Below are 20,641 nucleotides of genomic sequence, written 5' to 3'. Positions count from 1 at the left end.
CGGCTTAGTTCCGTTTAATTAAGTTAGTTTATCAAATTCATACTGATAGATACATGTTTGCAAATTTTTATCTAACCCACGTGTGCAAACCGATAATTTATAATTTTCTTTGAACGTATAACATGTACTTGTTCCAGAAGGATACCTTCCTTCACAATGTTTTACATTATACGTTTGATCATCTACTAATTTAGTGTCTATGGATTTTAATGGAAGATGTAAACCCGTGCCTATCATTTTTAAGTAACTTTCCAATACCGTCCATTTTTCATAAAAAAGATGTTGCAATCCATCCGCATATTCTAGCTCTTCATCTGAAATAATAGAAAAAATCATACTTTCAGGTATAACATCAATATACTCAATATCAATACCTATTTGCTCTTTTCCTACTATACATACGCACCATTCTCCCGAGTGAGAAAGATTAAAATGTATATCTGAATGAAGGGATAAATGCGGTTTTCCTTGCTTATTCGTAGTAATAGTTACATCATCAAGATGAAATTGATCTAATAGTATCTTTCTAAGTAAAAGTTCACTCGTGAGGGAACGATAGGCGTCCCCTACTTTTTTAAATCGCTGTACCCTCTCTCTCCTTTGTTGTGAAATATAACGGCTGTAGTAATGCACTTCACGCCAATTTTGATATGATGGTAATTTACAAGCATAGATATTCATTATCCTGCTTTTTCTCCTTTAATTGTGTCACGATTTGATTGTTTATCACTACGTTTAATTATATGACGATTTTTAAATGTTAGTATAAATGAAATTGCTAGAAATAATGCAGCGACGAAAATAGAAATCTGGTACGGAATAGGGTTCATAATGCTTTCCGCTCCATCTTGTAACACAATAAGTAAACTTGCAATCATCGATATACCAATCGCAGCTCCTAAACGATTTTGAACATTAAATAACGTCGTCGCTTTACTCATATTTTCAGAAGTTATATTTGTAAATGTTGTATATTGCATAGCAATTACAGAATGTCCTAGTGTTAAACCGATTGTAAATAATAGTATCCTTAGCACCCAAGGATTAGCAAAGGGCCCAACTATGCTCATTATTATAAAACAGATACAAGCGCCTAAAAATCCAAACAAAATGACTCGGTAGACGCCTAGTTTTTTTAAAGATATCGGTATTATTCTTGAAGCTAACATTAATCCAATGGCTTCGATAAACACAACAATACCGCTTTCCAGTGCTGTTGCACCTACTGCCTGTTGGTACATAATAGGAAATATAAAAAGTAAGCTTTGTAATCCGCCGACTGCAAAGAAAGAAAGTATACTTACCTTACGAAATGTAGACTCGGACAATAGTTTTACATCCATAATGGGTTTTTCTTTATTTATTGCGTGCAATATAAATACACTCACTAATAGTAATCCACAAATCGCAGAACTAAGGATTTCGATCGAAGTCCACCCTCGTGACGATCCTTGTGTTAAAGAAAACATTAATAAAGGATAGCCTATAACAATGAGAACAAATCCTTTCCAATCCATTTTTCCTACACTTTCCACTTGTTGTTCTGTTAGATAGAACATACCAATGACAATTGCTATTACTCCAATTGGCACATTGATAAAGAAAATCCATTGCCATGAAAGAATTTCTAGAATTAATCCCCCTACTACCGGGCCTAATGCTGGCGCAATTGCTATCGGTAAAACGAGTGAGCGTGATACCTTAGGACGTTCTTCTACAGAGAATGTTCGAAATATCATCGCCATACCGATAGGAGCCAGCATACCTCCGCCTAGGCCTTGTATAAATCTTGCTATATTTAATAGACCTACTGTTTGAACTAGTCCACAAATTATAGATGCAATTGTAAATAGAGACAATGCACTTAAGAATATCTTCTTACTTCCAAACCGATCTCCAAGCCATCCTGCTATAGGTAGAATCGCAGCAACACCTACAAGGTACCAAACCGTCACACCACTTAAGTCAGCTGATGATACTCCTAAATCTTCTCCAATCGTTGGTAATGCTACATATACAATCGTTCCATCTAACGAGGCCATAAACATTGCTAATATATAGATGAAACAAACTACTTTTCTTGAATGTAAAAATTGAGAACCAATCATTTAAGAAATACTCAACTTTTTCTTTTTCAAGCTAGTTGGAAGTAAATCTTCCCAATTATCTTCGATATAATTTTGACAATTTGTTAACCCTTCTGGACCGTATGCAATATCCCAGCCTTCAGGAATTTGGATGAAGTCGGGCCAAAGAGAATATTGGCCCTCATCATTTATAAGTACATAGTAATTCCCATCTTTATTTTCAAATGGATTCGTCATTATACGCATCCTTTCTATCTTTTTTTCTTTTTTGTAATTCTTGTTCCACGATTGCTCCAATTTGCGCAAGTGGTTCGGGTTTACACATATCTTTATGTCGACAATGAATATCGTACTCCATCATTTCTCCAGATATGAATGATTTCCATTTATTAGGGTCTGCATCTGTAAACCAATCTGGAATTATGGTCGATTTAAAGAAAATCATACTCCCATCGAATGTTTTTGGTTTGTATTCAGACATAATTTTAATCGAATTTCTATATGTTTCTTTCAAATTAATAATGGTTTGTTTGTCTAAACTAGCTAAAGCACTACCATGATGATGAAGAAGTTCAACTACATTTTCAATTGATATTTCTTTATGCATTAGTTGTTCAGGATCATACCCCCCTAACGTAAGTAAGGCAATCAGAGCATCTTGTTCCCCTTCTTCACCAGAAAGCGGAATGAAATTACTCGGATAGGAATCCATAATGAAAACTAACTCTACCTCATCACCCAGCTTCTGCAATTCAACTGTGATAGCATGCGCCACATTTCCGCCGAGAGACCAACCTAAAACTCGATAGGGTCCCTCTGGTTGCACACTTTTCATTTCCGCAATATAGTCTTGTGCCATTTCAACTAATGATTCAGGTTTTGCTTCAGATTCTGAAATTCCTTTTGCTTGAAGTCCATATATCGGAAATTCTGGTCCAAGTGTACTCATTAAACCAGCATAGCACCAGCTCAATCCACCTGCGGGGTGTACACAAAATAGCGGTAGTTCTGAACCACTTTTTCTTAATGGAAGCAGCATATTTAACGAACTTGATGTTGCATTATCTCCGTCCATAACATTAACTAATTCGGCAACTGTAGGTGCCTCAAATAAAACTCCAATTCCTAGCTCTTTCCCAAACAATTCTCTTATTCTATTCATTAACGTAACTGCTAATAAGGAATGCCCTCCTAAATCAAAGAAACTATCGTGAATACCTATTTCATCTAAATGAAGAATTTCTTTAAATAATTCACAAAGCAGCTCTTCACTAGGTGTTCGTGGTCCTTCTCCTTTTACATTTACAGTGTAATCAGGTAATGGCAGATTCTTCGTATCTAATTTTCCATGTGTCGTTAACGGAATCCTATCAATGTGAACAAATGTAGATGGAATCATATACCCAGGTAAGAAAGAAGCGATGTAAGCTTTTAAGTCAGCATCTCTTACTTCATTATCTGTCACGATATAAGATACAAGTTGATTATCCCCATGTTGATTTAGTACTGTAGTAGCCGCTTCTTTTATAGATTCATAGGACATAATATGCGCATTTACTTCACCTAACTCAATTCGATAACCCCTGATCTTCACTTGATGATCAGAGCGACCAATATAATCAATGGTTCCGTCGTCCAACCATTTTGCTAAATCCCCTGTTTTATACATTCTACTTCCAGCTTCACCAAAGGGATTAGCTACGAATCGAGATGCTGTTAAAGAACTTTGGTTAAGGTACCCCCTAGCCAATCCACCTCCAGCTACGTACATCTCACCTGTAACACCAATTGGTACTGGTTGTAAAAAGTCGTCTAATATATATATTTCTAAATCTGGAATGTTTTTTCCTATTAAACTATTACCTTGTTGATCAATAATTTCTTCATTTAATTCAAGGTAACTAACATGTACTGTCGTCTCTGTAATTCCATACATATTAATCAGTTTTGTTGTAGAATTCTCATGTAAAGTAAACCATTCTTTTAACCTTGCTAATTCAAGCTGTTCCCCACCAAACACAACATATCTTAGAGACAGTTTTTCAGATAAGTCAATTCTTTCCTGTTCTGCATACATTAACTGATAAAATGCAGAAGGAGTCTGGTTTAACACGGTTACTTTTTCTTCTACAAGAAGTTCAAGAAATTCAAGCGGCATTCTACTAACATTGTACGGTACAATTACTAGTTTCCCACCAAAGAGTAGTGCTCCCCAGATTTCCCAAACTGAAAAATCAAACGCGTACGAGTGGAACATCGTCCACACATCATCAGAACCAAAGTGATACCATTCATCCGTCTCTTTTAATAAGCGAATCACATTATGATGAGGTATTATCACACCTTTTGGCTTCCCAGTTGAACCAGATGTATAAATAATATAAGCCGCATTCATTGATGAAATTGATTGATTAATATTTTGATTAGAATAAGCCTGTAATATACGACTGCTTAATGCATCCAAATTAATTACGCTTACACTGGAAAAAGTCTCTGTTGCTTGTTTGCTTTTCTCATTCGTTATCACAATAGACGGATAAGCATCTGATAATATATAACTTATCCTTTCATCAGGGTAATCAGGATCAACAGGTACGTAAGCACTTCCTGTTTTTAGGACAGCTAAAATACTAACCATCATTGAAATAGACCTTGGCAACATAATTGATATTAGTTTTTCTGGTCCAGCACCTTGATCGATTAAATATCTAGCCATTTGGTTGGCTTGTTCGTTTAATTGCTGATAGGTAAGCTGCTCACCTTCAAAAGTTACTGCAATATTGTTTGGATACTTATCCACTTGTGATTCAAACATTTGAACAATCGATATGTCGGATAATTCTTTATTAGCTTGCTGTTTATAATCTAAAACAAATTGTCTCTCTTCCTTCGAGATAAAAAGAATATTTCCGATTGTCTTATCTGGGGTTTCCAGCGCATTTTTTAAAAATGTTAGCCAATGATGACATATCCGCTCTATCTGATTATCCTTAAATAGATCGGTTCGATATTCAATAATGCCATTCAATGCCCCATCTTCATTCGGCTGCTCCCATAATTCAAATGTCAAATCAAACTTCGCTGTTCCTGTTCCACTCACCTTCACATTGGTGTTTACTTGTGGAATATCTAGCACAGGATTCGGTGCACTTTGAAGGATTAACATCATTTGAAAGAGTGGATGCCTTGATGCAGAACGCTCTGGATTAACAAATTCCACTACTTTATCAAATGGAATATCCTGACGATCATACGCTTCCACATTAGTATCTTTTACCCGGCTCACTAATTCATGAAATGTGGGGTTATTTGATACATCTGTACGCAACACTAATGTATTTACAAAGAATCCAATTAGATCATCTAATTGCTGATTATTTCTACCGACAATCGGAGTACCTATCGGAATATCGACTCCAGAACCTAACCTTGACAAAACAGAAGCTAGAGAAGCTTGTAGCACCATAAATATCGTTACATTGTTTTCTTTTGCATAGTTCGTTATTGCTGATTGTAATTGTTGATCAATGATAAAAGGATAATGCTTTCCTTCATTTTGACGAGTTTTTGGTCGTTGTACATCATATGGCAATGGCGTTTCTACTGGTAATTCGTTTAATTGTTGCTTCCAATAATCCAACTGTTCCTTCATAGATGATTTTTCCATCTGTTCTTGTTGCCAAGCTACATAATCCTGATACTGAATTGTTAAAGGGGCATCAATGATATCCTTTTGCTCTAGACTATTTTTATAAGCTTTTGATAAATCTTTTGTGAGTGGTATTAACGACCATCCATCTGCAATAATATGATGGAATAATAGTAATAACACATGCTTTTCTTCCTCTACTTCAAAAAGGTATGCCTTTACTGGAGGCTCTTTTGTAATATCAAAATGAAACTGCTTAGCTTCCTCTACAGCACTTGCTAATTCTTCTTGATTCGTCTCAACTATATTTAGACGAATACAAGACTTATCCTCTGGTATAATATTTTGAACAGGCATTTCACCATCCGTGAAAAAGACAGTCCGTAACGATTCATGACGCTTCACTACATAGTCTAATGCTACTTGTAAAGCATGATTATTCAATTTCCCATTTAATTCTATTTCAAATGGAATATTATATGTCGCACTCGGTCCTTCCATTTGATCGATAAACCATAACCGATGTTGTTCATAAGATAACAATGCACTTGCTCTATCTTCAACGGCAACAATTTCAGTAGAAGTCTCTGAAACTTCTTGTATTAATTTCGCTAACTCTTTAATCGTTGGATAGTTAAATATCGTAGAAAAAGATATTTCCTTACTCCATTTATTCCTAATTTGCGCAATTAAATGAGATGCTAATAAAGAGTGTCCACCTAAATCAAAGAACGAATCTTCAATAGAAATAACTGGTAGATTCAATAAATCTGAAAAAATATCATGTAGCGCCTGCTGACCTTCATTTAATTGCTGTTCCACTTCAACCTGATAATATTCCGGTTGTGGCAATTTCTTCTTATCCAGTTTTCCATTAAGTGTTAACGGAAATTCTTCTAAGTAAACCATTGAATCTGGAACCATATATAAAGGCAATGTATACTTTGCATGTCGTATTATATCTTGCTTGTTTATTTCATCTGCACCAACTAAATAAGCAACGAGTTGCTGATTACCTGGTGTATCTTCACGGACGATGACTTTTGCATTCATATTAGGAGAAAATGATGAAATCACTTTTTCAATTTCACCTAATTCAATCCGGTGACCTCTCAACTTAACTTGATCATCTGCGCGTTTTATATATTCAAGACTGCCTCGGCTTGTCCATCGCACAATATCACCTGTACGGTACATTCTACTTCCCGACTCCCCAAAAGGATTAGCTACATATCGCTCTGCAGTTAAAGAAGGACGACCATTATACCCTCTCGTGACCCCAGCTCCAGCAATATACAACTCCCCGTCTACTTCTGGAGGTACCGGTTGTAGATCATGATTTAGAACGTATACTGCTGTACCATCAACCGGTGCCCCTATCAATCCCTTTGGTTCATCCTTGTTCAACTCATATACAGTAGACCAAATGGTTGTTTCTGTTGGCCCATAAAGATTGGTAACAGATTGACATATATTTATCATTTCTTCTGCTACATAGAAAGGTAGTGCTTCTCCCCCTACTAACGCCTTTATGTTTCTTAATGATGCGTGTTGATGTGCTAAGATCATTTGCCAATGTGTTGGCGTAGCCTGTATTGCTGTAATTTTCTGATTGGTTATCGTTCGATTAAGCAAGATAGGATCTTGCACTATCTCTCGTTTGGTTAATACACAAGTCGCCCCACTAACTAATGGCAAGAACAATTCCAAGATAGAGATATCAAATGAAATTGTGGTTAAAGCTAATAATCGATCTTTCACAGATAGGGAAAACACATTGTCCATATATTGTAGAAAATGAACAAGACCTTCAGCTGGAACAACGACTCCTTTTGGTTTTCCAGTTGATCCTGATGTATAAATCATATATACAGCATGTTTTAGTGATTGCTCAGCAAAAAGGTTAATAGAGGTTGTAGATTGGTTATTTACTTCCTCCTTCAAAAGTTCTTCATCCAGATTAAATAAGATCGGTACAAACGAACCTGGTATATTATGACACGATACTCCGTCTGTCAGAATCATGATAGGGTCTGCATTCTCCAACATATATTCCAACCGCTCTTCTGGATAGGTTGGATCAAGAGGAAGATAAGCTGCACCGACTTTCCATATAGCGAGTATACTAACTGGTAATTTACCCGTTCTTTCTAGACTAATCGCCACAAACTTTTCCTTTTCCACGCCTTTTTCGATTAGGACTTTCGCAAGTTGATTCGATTTTTCGTCTAATTCACGATATGTTAACGCTTCTTCATCATGTTGAATCGCTACTGCTTCTGGTGTCTTCTGTACTTGTTGTTGAAAAAGGCTCACAGGATCAATGACCGAAAAATGATTTGAATTACTATTCCACTTATCTAATATTTGATACTTTTCTTCATAAAGAAGAGCAGAAATACTACTTATTAATGACTGTTCGTCCATTTCTGTACACGTATGAATCAGATGTAATAATCGATCAGCATGGCGTTCTAATTCCTGCTTCGTATATTTTCCTGCATTTCCTTCTAAATCTAGCGTAATTCCATCTTCATTACCTTGTTCATAAATATTCCACGATATATCTTCCACCGGTCCTGTCGCTAATTTATACGTTATTGCTTTCGTACCAGAAAAGACAGGGTTATAGGAAAATGGCATAACATTCACCTGTGGTCCAAAGAGATTAGAATCCGTACCAACCTTACCTAGATCTCGTTGAAGTTGTTCCTGACGGTAACGTTGATGCTGACTATTCTCTCTCATCTTCACAGAAACCTGTTCCACAATATCTTGAAAAGATGAGGTTGGATGTACAGAAATATGAAGTGGCAGGACATTCATTCTTGTACAAGGGATTTGAATGGATGCTGATTTTAATCGATTCATCATTGGAATCCCTAAAATAATTTCTCGAATGCCTTTCATTCGATACATATAGATCGCCTTTACCGCAATAATAAGATCTGGCCAACCTACTTTCATATGTTTCGCTTTTTCTTTTAGCCTCTTTAAATGATCATATTTTAAAATTCTAGAGACTTTAAACGTACTATTTTCACTTTCATATTTATTTGTCAGTGTTTCCGGTTCAGGTAAGTCTTGATATTGATTTATCCAGTAGTTGCTATCCTCTGTATACTGAGCAGATTCTTTATAGGTAACCTCTTCTTCTAATACTTTATAAAATGGACTCCATGGCGTTTGCTTATGTTGCTTTTGGTCTACTTTACTATATAAACGAGCCACACGATTTGTAAGCAATGAAAATCCATATGCATCCATCGCGATGTGATGGATGCGTTGATACCAAAGATAATGCATGGAACCTATCTTAAATACAATTTGTTTATATACATCATCTCGTCCTAAATCTACTCTACGATGAATGTCCGATTCCATAAGATGAATTGCTTCTTCTTTAGCTGATTGCATCTGACTGATATCAATGTATTGCACTTCGATATGATTAGGTTCTTGTAGTTGTTGCCATAGTCCGTTTGCATCCTCACCATACTTCATATGCAAACTATCCGTTTCTTTTACTACTTGTTTAATTGATTCAATGAAAAGTGCTACATTCATTGAATTTTTGATTTCTACATATTCTCCCATATTATAGCTAGCACTTGTCGTATCCAATTGATGCGCAAACCAAATTCCAGCTTGAGCATCAGATAGCGGATAATTCTTCATTGTTTCAATCACCTAAAACATCCCCTTACTTTACCTGAATGGTTTCGTATTCTGAAACTAATTTTTGATACCAAGATTCCAACTTAGGAGATTCAATCAATTCTATAAAACTTATATCTATCCCTTCAGAATTCCAATTTTCTGCAAGCATCATAATTCGAATGGAATCCAGTCCACTTTCAATTAAGTCATCTTGCACATTTAATTGATCCGGTGACATTTCTAACATTTCTGCTACTTGTGCTTTTATGGATGAAGTAGTTATCGTATTTTCAGATGAAATATCCTCTATTAATTGCTTCATCATTAATGGTCTTGCACAACGTCCGGATCCAAAGATTAAAGCTTCTTCATGTTGCTCCTTCGAAAAATCTGCCATCGCATCTGCAACAATAAATGGTTGAATATCACTCATAAATGCTTCTACAGCAGTAACAATGCACCCAATATTGGCATAGACACCACAAATAATTAATTGATCTTTACCATTTTCCTGCATCCATTCCAATAGTTGCGATTTCTTAAATGCACTATACCTCCATTTCGTCTGCACAATGTCATCTTCTGTAGGTGCCAACTGATCGGTAATTTTTGTCTGCTCTATATCATCATCTAGACCTGGTCCCCAAAAATCAGTAAGTAACGCTCGATCTTCTTGATTTTGATCCCCAGGTTGTGCGGTATAAACTGTTGGGATGCCAAGTTTCGTACATGTCTCTTTTATCTTTGATATATTCTTTATCAATTGTTGAATAAGAGGAGAGTCTTGACCATAAAAATCTAAAAAGTATTGTTGCATATCATGAATCAATAATACGGATCGACTTGCTTCTGCCTTCCAATCCACTTTACTTTTTGGTAGTTCATTTTCCGTTGGTAACGTATAACTTGCAATTGAAGGTATTGACATTATTTATCTCTCCTTAATAACTTTTTTGTGTTAGTTTTTCTTTTATCATTGCTCTTAAGTTTTTTTTGCTTACCTTACCTAGTGCTGTATATGGAAAACGATCCACAAATTCTATCCGATCTGGGATTTTAAAATTGGCTATTCCTTTATGTTGTAAGAAATCCTTTATGTCGTTCACTGTTAATTCTTCCTTATTTTTTATAACAAAAGCACAAGACCTTTCTCCAAGAAATTTATCTGGCATACTTACAATTGCTACATCATGTACGCCTGGAAGCGAAAGGATATAATTTTCTACCTCTTCTGCAGCAATTTTTTCGCCACCTCGGTTAATTTGGTCCTTATCTCTTCCTTCAACGATGAGATACCCTTCTTCTGTCAGTTTGACTACATCCCCAGTACGATAAAAACCATCGGATGTAAAAGCTTTTGCATTATGTTCTTCTACATTAAAATAACCAATGATAGTATACGGGCCCCTTGCTTGAAGTTGTCCAGTTTCTCCTACAGGAAGCTCATTGTCTTCTTCATCTACAATACGAATTTCATCATATTCTGACATCGGTTTTCCCTGTGTATGAATAATTACTTCGTCATCATCATCTAATCTCGTATAATTCACTAAACCTTCTGCCATTCCAAATACTTGCTGTAACTTACAATTAAAGGCTGGTTTAATTTGCTTAGCTATTTCTGCACTGCATTTCGCTCCACCAACTTGAATGACTTTCAACGAACTTAAATCTGCTTTTGTCCTTTTTTGCGCCTGTAACCATACAATTGCTAATGGTGGAACAAGTGAGGTAAAGTCTACTTTTTCCTTTTCTATCAATGGGAAGGCAACATCCGGGCTAGGATATTTACTAAGAATAATTTTCCCTCCGGCATAGATGACTCCAAAAACGCCTGGTGAACTCATCGTAAAATTATGTGCCACAGGTAGAACCGCTAAGAAATTCGTATCTTGACTTAGCCGACATATTTCTACGCTTTTTCGGAGGCTATAAATATATTCATCATGTGTACGCGGAATTAATTTGGGTAACCCTGTACTTCCACCTGATAATTGAAAGAATGCTAAATCACTTCCTGTAATAGCTGGAAATGATACCTGTTTATCAATATATAATTTTTCTAAGGAAGTGAACCTTTCTGTTTCCCCTGCAACAATCGTATGCTCCAGAGTTGGAATAGAGCTGTTTATTTCATTTGCTAGATTTCTATAGTCAAAGTTATCGTATACATCTGGAATGATATACGCTTTAGCTTCTGTAAATTCACAGAAATAGCTTATTTCCATTTTTCGGTGTAGTGGTAATGCAAAAATAGGTAAAGCACCTATTCGAAATAACGCGAAACAAACCTCAAAAAATTCAATTGTATTAGGTAGTTGTAGAACTACTCTATCTTCTTTCTCTATACCTAAATTCATGAATCCAACAGCTAGTTTGTTTACTCTCTCATCTAATCGTTGATAAGTAATGGATTTCTCCCCATCTGTAATCACAACACTGTCTTTTCTATCTCTAGCTTGTTTCTCTAATATTCCCCCGAAAGTTTCTCCGGTCCAGCATCCAGTTTCTTGATAATACTTTCTAAGACTTTCTGGCCAAGGCTTATACCCTTCTAGCATGATTCATTCCCTTCCTCTTCGTAAAAATCTATTCCAAATACACGTAGCATCGTTTGTAACTTCGCTGCTGTTTCGTTTTTTTCTTCTTCAGGAACTGAATCTTTTACTATCCCTGCACCTGCAAACATGCGAATCATATTTTCTTCAATTTCTGCACAACGAATCGTAATCGCCCATTCTCCATCACCATTTTTATCGCTCCAGCCAATTAACCCTGAAAAATAATCTCGATTAAAAGGTTCAAGCTGCCTAATGTTCTCCAATGCAATATCGTTAGGGGTTCCGCATATCGCTGGTGTTGGATGCAAATTTTCAGCTATTTCAATTGATTGCGTATATGGATCTTCTAAATGGCCGATGATTTCTGTTGAAAGATGCCACATTGTCTCTGTATGAATAACAGATGGTTCTTCAGGTACATGTAACTTCTTGCAAAATGGTCGTAATGCATTCAAAACAGATTGAACGACAAGCTGATGTTCATGCAAATCTTTTTCCGAATGGCGTAATTCCTGCGCTATTAAAACATCTTTTTCTGGATCTTTCTGTCTTGGACGTGATCCAGCCAAAGGATTGGAAACAACGATGCTTCCTTTTTTGGAAATTAATAATTCTGGACTAGCACCGATTAATGTTTTTTCTTTGCCTTCTTCGGATGTATTTAAAGCAAAGTTATACTTATCATGATTATGTGTAATTAAATTCTGGATAAGATGTGAAATATCGGGCTGCTTGTCTACATCTATTTGTAGAACCCTACCAAGAACCGCTTTTTCCAGCTTTCCTTCTTTAATTTCCTTCGTAATCTTCTCTACTGCTTTTGCATATTCCTTACCCGAAGGAATCGACTGTATATGTGTTGATGAGATAGTATCTGATGATAATGAGTTATCTACATTCTGGTAAACTTCTGACTGCTGAATTTCTTCTGGTATTACTAATGTCCCCTTATCTTGTTGATGAAATGGCAAAGCACCAATAACAATTGGATTTTCCATCCCATTCAATGTTCCTTTATGTAATAGGGATTCGATTCTTTTACGAAATGATAATCCTCGTTGTTCTTCCTCCGTAAGTTCCACTGCTTTTCCTTTACCTAAAATATTTTTACTAGGAAAAGATAATAAATAATCATTTGAATGATATTGATTAATTAGTTGTTGCTCTTCATTTAACGTTTCAACAGACATGTAATCCATCTCCCTTTATTTGCATCTATTGCGCACCTAACGTAGCTCCACCATCAACAACAATATTATTCATCGTAATATGACTTGCATTTTCTGATAAAAGGAATAATACTGCTTCAGTAATATCTGATGTATTTGCTATTTTTTGCAATGGAATACCTACTCGATATTGTTCAGGAATACCTTTTATTCCTTTTTCTATATCTGCTTCTTCGTTCCAAAATGCTCTCTGCATTTCTGTATCCGTTGCACCGGGTGATACGATATTACATCGAATTCCATAACTTGCCATTTCTAATCCAAGACACTTCGTAAACATAAGGGAAGCAGCTTTCGAAGCACAATAACTTGCCATGGATGTTCTCGGTACGGACGCTGCATTAGAACTAATTGTCACTATAGATCCTTGCTTGTTCTCTTTCATTCGATTACATACGGCTTTAGAAACATGAAAAACGCCCGATGTATTTACAGCAAATGTCCGCTCCCAGGCCTCATCGGAAAGTGTTGTTACTTCTCCTTGTGATAGTACTCCAGCTGCATTAACTAAAACATCTATACTTCCATAGATTCTATATACTTGATCAATAATTTCATTGACTTGTGTACTATCAGAGACATCAGCATAAAATGCTTCAACTGCTAACTTATCCTTCTCAGCTACACCTTTTATTTTGTGCAACTTTTCTTCTTGGATATCAATTCCTACCGCTACATAACCTCTCACTGCCAAAGCATGGAATACTTCATACCCCATTCCTTGCGCTGCACCAGTAACAATAGCAACTTTCTTTTCGATCAATTCACCATACCTCCTTTAATTGATAATCATTCTCAATACTATATAAAAAAATAAAGACGAATCTCAACTGGTGTTTTAAATGATAATGATTATCATTATCATATATTAAATACTTTAGAATACATCAAACTATCCGTCAACAAGGTAAAAATGCCTATAAAATTTAGCAAACATGCAATATATTATCCTCATTACAACCTCTTGAAGATTGATATAACAGTCTATAATTGTTAATTATCTTAAAAAACAGATATTTAAATATAAAAAGTTATCAATTGGGATTGATTCGTCGAAATGTAAACCCAATATGTAGTTTAGTTATTGCTATAGTTCAGTTTCTACCACTAACTAAAAATAGCGTGGAAAAAATTATTATTTTTTTCCACACTATTTTTGTTTCCATCTAATTTCCTACATTTTTATAAAAATTCGATAAAATAATCCTTTAGCCATCTGAAGATATGAAAAAGCACCCTCACCAAAATGAGAATGCTTTAGGCACTATATACGATTTACTTCATGGATGTAAAAACAGGATCCACCTTCTTTTTCACAGGGGGATTTACATCATCAGGTATTCCAGCTATATAAGGTTTACCTGTTGTACTTTGTTTAAATTCCTCTTTGGCTTTTGCAACAAGCTCTTCATTTGAAAAAAGATCATATAAAGTTAATGCCATTGTTTTCGCTGCTAAATGCATCCCTTTATAGCCAATGGAAGAACCATAAGAGGAAGTGGCTTGCCAGGTATGAGCCTGCACACCAACAGGTGCACAAGTTGTCATCACCATTCCGGTAGGTGTAATCCAACTTACATCTCCGACATCCGTTGAACCTCCGACTGAAGACCCTAGCAATTGCTTATTATTCGCCATATGTGTCGGAAGTAAATCATCTGTTTGATCATGTAACTGTTTTTTCGACATCTTGACAATCTCTGGATTAATACTTTTTAACAATTGAGTTGCAAATGTTTCTTCTTCTTTTGTAAATGATATTTCCGATTGCATCATATTTTCGTACATTATGTCATTTAATGTTTCATTTGGAAGTGTTTCGTAAGCAAATGCTAAGATGGTTGATTTCACTTCTGTTTCCGTCATTAACACTGCTCCATCAGCAATCTTTTTTACTCTTTTTAACATATCATTCACTTGTTCTTTCGTAGCAGCTCGTAAATAGTACCAAACCTTTGCTTGATCAGGTACAACATTTGGAGCTAGTCCACCATTTGTTATAACATAATGTATTCGTGATCCATCTAAAACATGTTCTCGCATATAATTTGTACCGACATTCATTAACTCTACAGCATCAAGAGCACTTCTTCCGGCATGAGGTGCTGCAGCAGCATGTGCTGTTATTCCTGTAAATTCAAACTCAATGGAAACCATCGCCTGCATACTTTGATTCACTGTAAAATTGGATGTACCTGGATGCCAAGTCAAACAACAATCTAAATCATCGAATACACCCTCTCTTGCCATATATGTTTTACCTGACAGTACCTCCTCTGCTGGACAACCATAATAACGTACGGTTCCTTTGATATTTTCTTTTTTCATATACTCCTTTAATGCAATTACTGCTTCAACACCAGCTGTTCCTAATAAATGATGACCACATCCATGCCCTGGTCCATCAGCTACAATTTCTTCCCTTGTCGGTGATACCGTTTGTGATAATCCTGGTAACGCATCAAATTCCCCAAGTATACCAATAATTGGTGAGCCATTTCCGTATTCTGCTACAAATGCTGTAGGAATCCCACCAATATTAGGTTGAATATGGAAATTTTCTTTTTCTAAAGTATCGATTTGTAGCTGGCTTGCATAGTCCTCATCATAAGCTAATTGTGGATTCTCCCAGATATTTTTCGCTATGTCCGTAAAAATTCCCTCATTTGTATTTATCCAATCTAAAATCTCTTTTTTACTCATGAAACAGCCTCCTAAAATTATGCTACTTTATTTTTAAATTTCTTTTTCTCAATTAAAAGTACGATAGAAACAGTGCAAATGATGCATAACAGTCCTTTAATTAACGTTGGTATAGAGAGTAGATATAGCAATAAAGCAATCGAAATTGCTATCCCCCCATATAGTGGTTTTTTCAATGCGAATTGTGCAAATATCCCACCAAATATAGAAGGTACAATATAGGGAAACACGGATTTCAAAGACTCGGGAATAATTGAAAGGACATAGGATCCTCCTAAAATAATCATAATTAAAAATATTAAATTTACAATGGAAGCAGCACCAATTGCTAATGCAGCTGCAATTTCTCCTTTTTTAGAACCAGGATCCGTTCCTATTGCATTCTGTGCAGCAGCTGCTGATGGCAAACACATATTTGCGATGTTTCCACTAAGAAATGCCATATATGTTCCCGATACTCCAAGTGTTGGATAATATGAAATTGGTTCGACAAACCAAATTACTCCTACTACAGATGCATATGCCAAAAATCCAGTTAATATTGATTGCCATCCAGGATGATAACCAAGATAAAATGATAAAGTAAAAGGTAAGCTAATGGTTAGTAGGATTACAGTCCAAATGGTTATCCTACCCCAAAAATGAGATCGTTGGTGAAAGATTGACATACTTAATGCCATGGCTGAATTTTCCTCTTCCGTTTCTATGACTCTTCTACTTACTTCCATTCAAAATCATCTCCTCTTTCATCTAAATTACAACATCATATAACTGACAGACAGCCCAACAATAATTGATATTCCTAAGGAGTATTCATTTAACCAATTGAGTTTCTTGAATTTGTTAGCAATTAAAGAGACAAGAATCATCGCGATACCTGATGCAAAAATAACAGCTGCACTCATCACTCCTTTTGCCATTTCATCCATCACAAAATTACTAAAAATACCTAACATAGCTGCTGTCGAGAGGATAATCATGATTGGAAATTCCTTATTTTTATTCTTACTAACAATTTTTGTTTGCATTTTTCCAAGTGACTTTGTAAATAGTGTAACAACTAATAACCAGCCGATACCACCTAAGCATAATACCCACACTACTAATGTAAATACCTCATTGGTAAAGGCTGATGTCCCTAGCTCAACACCTGCAGATGAAGATGCAAGCTGAGCTCCTGTAGCCTCAATCCCTGCGGAGCCAATTATACCGATTCGCATTAAGGTAAGTGGCTCTCCTAGTAAAGCAATTAATGATATTGCAACAATAATAATACCTAATGAAGGACCAATTGCATTTATCGCTCCAACTTTAAGTGCACTCTTAGCTTCCTCTTTCGTCATTCCTACACTAGGACTCGTTTTTAATGCTAATAAAATGAATTTTATTCCTTGAAAAGCTACCACACTAATAACTAATAAAGCGAACAACCATACTATAGGACTATTTGCAAATATCATTGTTGCTTCCACTATAACTCCTCCTTTTTCTAGATATAATTAATTAAAGATAATAGTCTAGTAATTTAGTATTATCTAAAGATTCAATTATTTTATTTTATACTTATACATTAAAAAGGATTTCCTATAATACTGCAATTACTTTGTTAGATTTTCTAACAATAAAATTTTTAATTAAAAATGAGAATCTACCAACCTACAGTTTTGCTACCACATTTTATCGTTGATGAAAATGTGCATTAATCTGACCACGAAGCATCTCTTCCTTAACTTTTTGCTTGTTTTTCTTTTTCAGCATATTATGTTTTATTTCTTTCGTTTGTACACCTTCTTCTCGCTGCTCTGCAATATTCATCAGTGTCTCAATATCAGAGAAGGAGTATTTTCTTGTACCATTTTTCGATCTATCTGGGTAAATTAATCCGCACTCTTCATAATAACGAATTTGCCGTACAGAAAGACCAGTTAATTCATTCACAATCCCAATGGTAATGACTTTTTTATGTTTATATGAGGTCATACTTTTCCTCCTCCATCCATTTGTCATCGACTTTAATTACAAAATTCTCCTTTTATTGTTATATCTCTACATTATATCAAGTATTTTTCTCTACATATGTTAAATCATTAAAAAGGGGTCATTATACATAAATATAAAACAATGTAAATTGAAAATATAACCTTTGTCATGAGGCTAAAACCCTCATAAAAACCTCCCAACTAAAAGTTGGAAGGTTCAGATGTTATCAATATTGTATTGTTTCCTATATCAGTAGAATGTCAAATTATTAACTTAAAGAACTAGAATGAAAGTTCAGATTCAAAAAGTATTACATATTTATCCCAACATAGATTTTATCTTCATAAATCTAGCTAGTAAAGCTATATTATACTAATTAATTATATTTATGAAATAGAATTCAATTCAACCTAATACTGGACTTGTAATTCTTTTACACCAAATTCTATTGCTTCATCCACATCTGACATATATACATCTAAGTCTCCTTCTGAAACAGCACTTCCCCTATCTTCACAAGTAAATGTATTATCAAAATATGGTATATATACTTTAGTTCCAAATGACATTGATTCTGGACAAGCGATAGTTTGTCCCTCTTGCACTTCTGTACCTGATGCGGTAATACCATAGGCTGGATCACCAGGTTCTTTCCCGGTAGATTCATAGCCTGCTGTATAAGCAGTTACATTGAATTTCTCTCCTTTTGCATCTGGAATCGTAATCGACTGACCAGCAAAAATAATATCCGGATTTGTTATGGATGTATTAAACTCTAATAATGTTGCAACATCAACATTATGTTCCTTTGAGATTTCGGATAGAACATCTCCCGATTGCACCGTATAGTTACTGCTTGCATGTGCTTCGTTTGAAAATAGTACTAATCCTAATGTAATAGTTAGTAGTGTGAGTGATGCTAAATACTTAATGATAAAAACCTCCTATGTGTTTATGTTTATATTTTTTTCTAATATAAATTACGCATAGGAGACTACTTCTTTTAGCCGGCGTTAATAGAATGAAATAAAGATGTAAAGGTAGACAAATCCATCATCTTTATTTGTTATAGCATAGAAAAAGGTCTGTGAAATTAAATCACAGACCTTTTCATATCAACTTTGTTTCTATTATGAAGGTATCATCATAGGCTCTTCGCTCTTTAAACCGAGTGCCTGTTCAATAGATACCTCAATCTTTTTATATAACTCTGGATTCTCAGAAAGTGCTATACCATATGAAGGTATCATCTCTTTGATTTTTGGTTCCCATTCTTGCAAATGTTCAGGGAAACATTTTTTTATTACTTCTAGCATCACATGTACTGCAGTAGAAGCCCCTGGGGAAGCACCTAGTAAAGCTGCCACGGACCCATCCTCACCACAAACAACTTCTGTTCCAAATTGCAGTGTACCTTTGCCTCCATCTTCTGTATCTTTAATTACTTGGACACGCTGGCCAGCTATAACCACATCCCAATCTTTACTTTGTGCATTTGGAATAAACTCCCTCAATTCTTCCATACGCTTTTCATTAGATAAGACAACTTGTTGAACAAGGTATTTTGTTAGCGGCAATTCCTTCATTCCAGCAGAAAGCATGGTAAAAAGGTTATCCGACTTAACAGAATGTATTAAATCAAATAAGGACCCTGTTTTTAGAAACTTTGGCGAAAAACCTGCAAAAGGGCCAAATAGTAATGATTTTTCCCCTTCAATAAACCGCGTATCGAGATGCGGAACAGACATTGGCGGTGCCCCCACTTTAGCTTTACCATAGACCTTAGCATGGTGCTGCTCGATTACGTCGGGATTATTACATACCATAAATAATCCACTAACTGGGAAGCCTCCGATATGCTTGGATTCTTTAATACCCGTTTTTTGAAGTAATGGTAAACTTCCTCCTCCAGCACCGATAAAGACGAATTTAGCAGTATGATATTCAATCTTTTCATCCTTCATATCATGAACTTTTACTTCCCATAACCCTTCACTATTTCGTTTAATATCTTCTACACTATGATTGTAATTCACATCAATTTCTGTTCGATCTAATTCTTGAAACAAAAGACGTGTTAGAGCACCGAAATTAACATCCGTTCCAGAATCAATTTTTGTCGCTGCAATAGGTTCATTTGTGTCTCGATCATTCATAATCAGTGGCATCCACTCTTTTAGCATTTCTTTATCATCTGTGAACTCCATCCCTTTAAATAATGGATGATTCACCAGCGCTTTGAAGCGCTTTCTAAGGAAATTCACATTATTCTCACCTTGTACTAAGCTTATATGTGGTAATGCTCTGATAAACTCTTCAGGATTGCGTATCAACTTACGGTTTACAAGATAAGACCAAAACTGTCTCGAAAGTTGAAACTGTTCATTGATGTTCACCGCTTTATTGATATCGATGGATCCATCTTTTTTTTCGGAAGTATAGTTAAGCTCACATAATGCCGAATGCCCTGTACCAGCATTATTCCATTCATTGGAGCTTTCTTCTCCAGGATTTTCGAGCTTCTCAAATACTCTAATTTCTAAATCTGGTGATAGTTCTTTCAGAAGAGATCCTAATGTAGCACTCATAATTCCAGCACCAATTAAGATAACGTCTGCTTGCGTATGTTTGTTACTCATTTTATCCGTCCTTATCCCCCAAAATTTTAAAACTTAAATAAAACATTAACCCCTTATACCTCCATTATAAACCTATTATTAAAATTTTTTAATATATATGGAGTAAATATAATATTCAGATTTATAAGAATGA

General features: G+C 35.4%; 14 protein-coding genes. All 14 read right to left on the bottom strand.

The window, feature by feature from the left end:
* Positions 1-18 precede the first annotated feature (18 nt).
* The 14 genes from AQ616_RS10260 to mqo all read right to left on the bottom strand — a co-directional run bounded on the left by AQ616_RS10260 (position 19) and on the right by mqo (position 20,508).
* Positions 19-681, bottom strand: coding sequence for a 4'-phosphopantetheinyl transferase family protein (locus AQ616_RS10260; protein WP_069685735.1), 663 nt, complete (start codon positions 679-681; stop codon positions 19-21).
* Positions 681-2,108, bottom strand: coding sequence for a DHA2 family efflux MFS transporter permease subunit (locus AQ616_RS10255; RefSeq protein ID WP_017796092.1), 1,428 nt, complete (start codon positions 2,106-2,108; stop codon positions 681-683). Before AQ616_RS10255 ends, AQ616_RS10260 begins: the two co-directional genes overlap by 1 nt.
* A complete protein-coding gene (locus AQ616_RS10250; RefSeq protein ID WP_017796091.1) occupies positions 2,109-2,324 on the bottom strand; it encodes an MbtH family protein in 216 nt (71 codons plus the stop codon).
* Positions 2,308-9,426: an amino acid adenylation domain-containing protein gene (locus AQ616_RS10245; RefSeq protein ID WP_084822463.1), complete on the bottom strand. Its 7,119-nt coding sequence runs from the start codon at positions 9,424-9,426 to the stop codon at positions 2,308-2,310. The genes AQ616_RS10250 and AQ616_RS10245 overlap by 17 nt, the downstream gene beginning before the upstream one ends.
* Positions 9,427-9,439: 13 nt before the next feature.
* A complete protein-coding gene (locus AQ616_RS10240) occupies positions 9,440-10,324 on the bottom strand; it encodes an isochorismatase (RefSeq protein WP_069685734.1) in 885 nt (294 codons plus the stop codon).
* 13 nt (positions 10,325-10,337) lie between these two features.
* On the bottom strand, positions 10,338-11,957 hold the full coding sequence (locus AQ616_RS10235) for a (2,3-dihydroxybenzoyl)adenylate synthase (protein ID WP_017796088.1): 1,620 nt from the start codon (positions 11,955-11,957) through the stop codon (positions 10,338-10,340).
* The gene (dhbC, locus tag AQ616_RS10230) at positions 11,951-13,147 is read right to left on the bottom strand and encodes an isochorismate synthase DhbC (protein WP_084822462.1); all 1,197 of its coding nucleotides are present in this window, start codon (positions 13,145-13,147) and stop codon (positions 11,951-11,953) included. The genes AQ616_RS10235 and dhbC overlap by 7 nt, the downstream gene beginning before the upstream one ends.
* 25 nt (positions 13,148-13,172) lie before the next feature.
* Positions 13,173-13,949 (bottom strand): 2,3-dihydro-2,3-dihydroxybenzoate dehydrogenase, encoded by a 777-nt coding sequence (locus AQ616_RS10225; protein ID WP_017796086.1) that lies wholly within the window; start codon positions 13,947-13,949, stop codon positions 13,173-13,175.
* 512 nt (positions 13,950-14,461) lie between these two features.
* Positions 14,462-15,889, bottom strand: a complete 1,428-nt coding sequence (locus AQ616_RS10220; RefSeq protein ID WP_069685732.1) for an amidohydrolase — start codon at positions 15,887-15,889, stop codon at positions 14,462-14,464.
* 17 nt (positions 15,890-15,906) lie between these two features.
* Complete coding sequence (locus AQ616_RS10215; protein ID WP_017796084.1) at positions 15,907-16,617, bottom strand: hypothetical protein; 711 nt, start codon at positions 16,615-16,617, stop codon at positions 15,907-15,909.
* A 27-nt stretch (positions 16,618-16,644) separates the two neighbouring features.
* Positions 16,645-17,361 (bottom strand): DUF5058 family protein, encoded by a 717-nt coding sequence (locus AQ616_RS10210; RefSeq protein ID WP_017796083.1) that lies wholly within the window; start codon positions 17,359-17,361, stop codon positions 16,645-16,647.
* 205 nt (positions 17,362-17,566) lie between these two features.
* Positions 17,567-17,869, bottom strand: a complete 303-nt coding sequence (locus tag AQ616_RS10205) for a MerR family transcriptional regulator (protein ID WP_069685731.1) — start codon at positions 17,867-17,869, stop codon at positions 17,567-17,569.
* Positions 17,870-18,279: 410 nt separating this feature from the next.
* The gene (locus tag AQ616_RS10200; protein ID WP_069685730.1) at positions 18,280-18,711 is read right to left on the bottom strand and encodes a LysM peptidoglycan-binding domain-containing protein; all 432 of its coding nucleotides are present in this window, start codon (positions 18,709-18,711) and stop codon (positions 18,280-18,282) included.
* A 288-nt stretch (positions 18,712-18,999) separates the two neighbouring features.
* Positions 19,000-20,508 (bottom strand): malate dehydrogenase (quinone), encoded by a 1,509-nt coding sequence (gene mqo, locus AQ616_RS10195; RefSeq protein WP_069685729.1) that lies wholly within the window; start codon positions 20,506-20,508, stop codon positions 19,000-19,002.
* Positions 20,509-20,641: the final 133 nt, after the last annotated feature.

The sequence above is a fragment of the Oceanobacillus sp. E9 genome (genome assembly GCF_001741975.1).
GTDB classification, from domain to species: Bacteria; Bacillota; Bacilli; order Bacillales; family Amphibacillaceae; genus Oceanobacillus; species Oceanobacillus kimchii.
The sequence above is the reverse complement of the archived record's forward strand: the minus strand, read 5'-3'. Positions and strand labels throughout refer to the sequence as shown.

Excerpts from the sequence above, each read along its gene's own strand:
- AQ616_RS10260 (WP_069685735.1), bottom strand. The coding sequence starts at position 681 with ATGAATATCTATGCTTGTAAATTACCATCATATCAAAATTGGCGTGAA.
- AQ616_RS10255 (WP_017796092.1), bottom strand. The coding sequence starts at position 2,108 with ATGATTGGTTCTCAATTTTTACATTCAAGAAAAGTAGTTTGTTTCATC.
- AQ616_RS10250 (WP_017796091.1), bottom strand. The coding sequence starts at position 2,324 with ATGACGAATCCATTTGAAAATAAAGATGGGAATTACTATGTACTTATA.
- AQ616_RS10240 (WP_069685734.1), bottom strand. The coding sequence starts at position 10,324 with ATGTCAATACCTTCAATTGCAAGTTATACGTTACCAACGGAAAATGAA.
- AQ616_RS10235 (WP_017796088.1), bottom strand. The coding sequence starts at position 11,957 with ATGCTAGAAGGGTATAAGCCTTGGCCAGAAAGTCTTAGAAAGTATTAT.
- dhbC (WP_084822462.1), bottom strand. The coding sequence starts at position 13,147 with ATGTCTGTTGAAACGTTAAATGAAGAGCAACAACTAATTAATCAATAT.
- AQ616_RS10220 (WP_069685732.1), bottom strand. The coding sequence starts at position 15,889 with ATGAGTAAAAAAGAGATTTTAGATTGGATAAATACAAATGAGGGAATT.
- AQ616_RS10215 (WP_017796084.1), bottom strand. The coding sequence starts at position 16,617 with ATGGAAGTAAGTAGAAGAGTCATAGAAACGGAAGAGGAAAATTCAGCC.
- AQ616_RS10205 (WP_069685731.1), bottom strand. The coding sequence starts at position 17,869 with ATGACCTCATATAAACATAAAAAAGTCATTACCATTGGGATTGTGAAT.
- mqo (WP_069685729.1), bottom strand. The coding sequence starts at position 20,508 with ATGAGTAACAAACATACGCAAGCAGACGTTATCTTAATTGGTGCTGGA.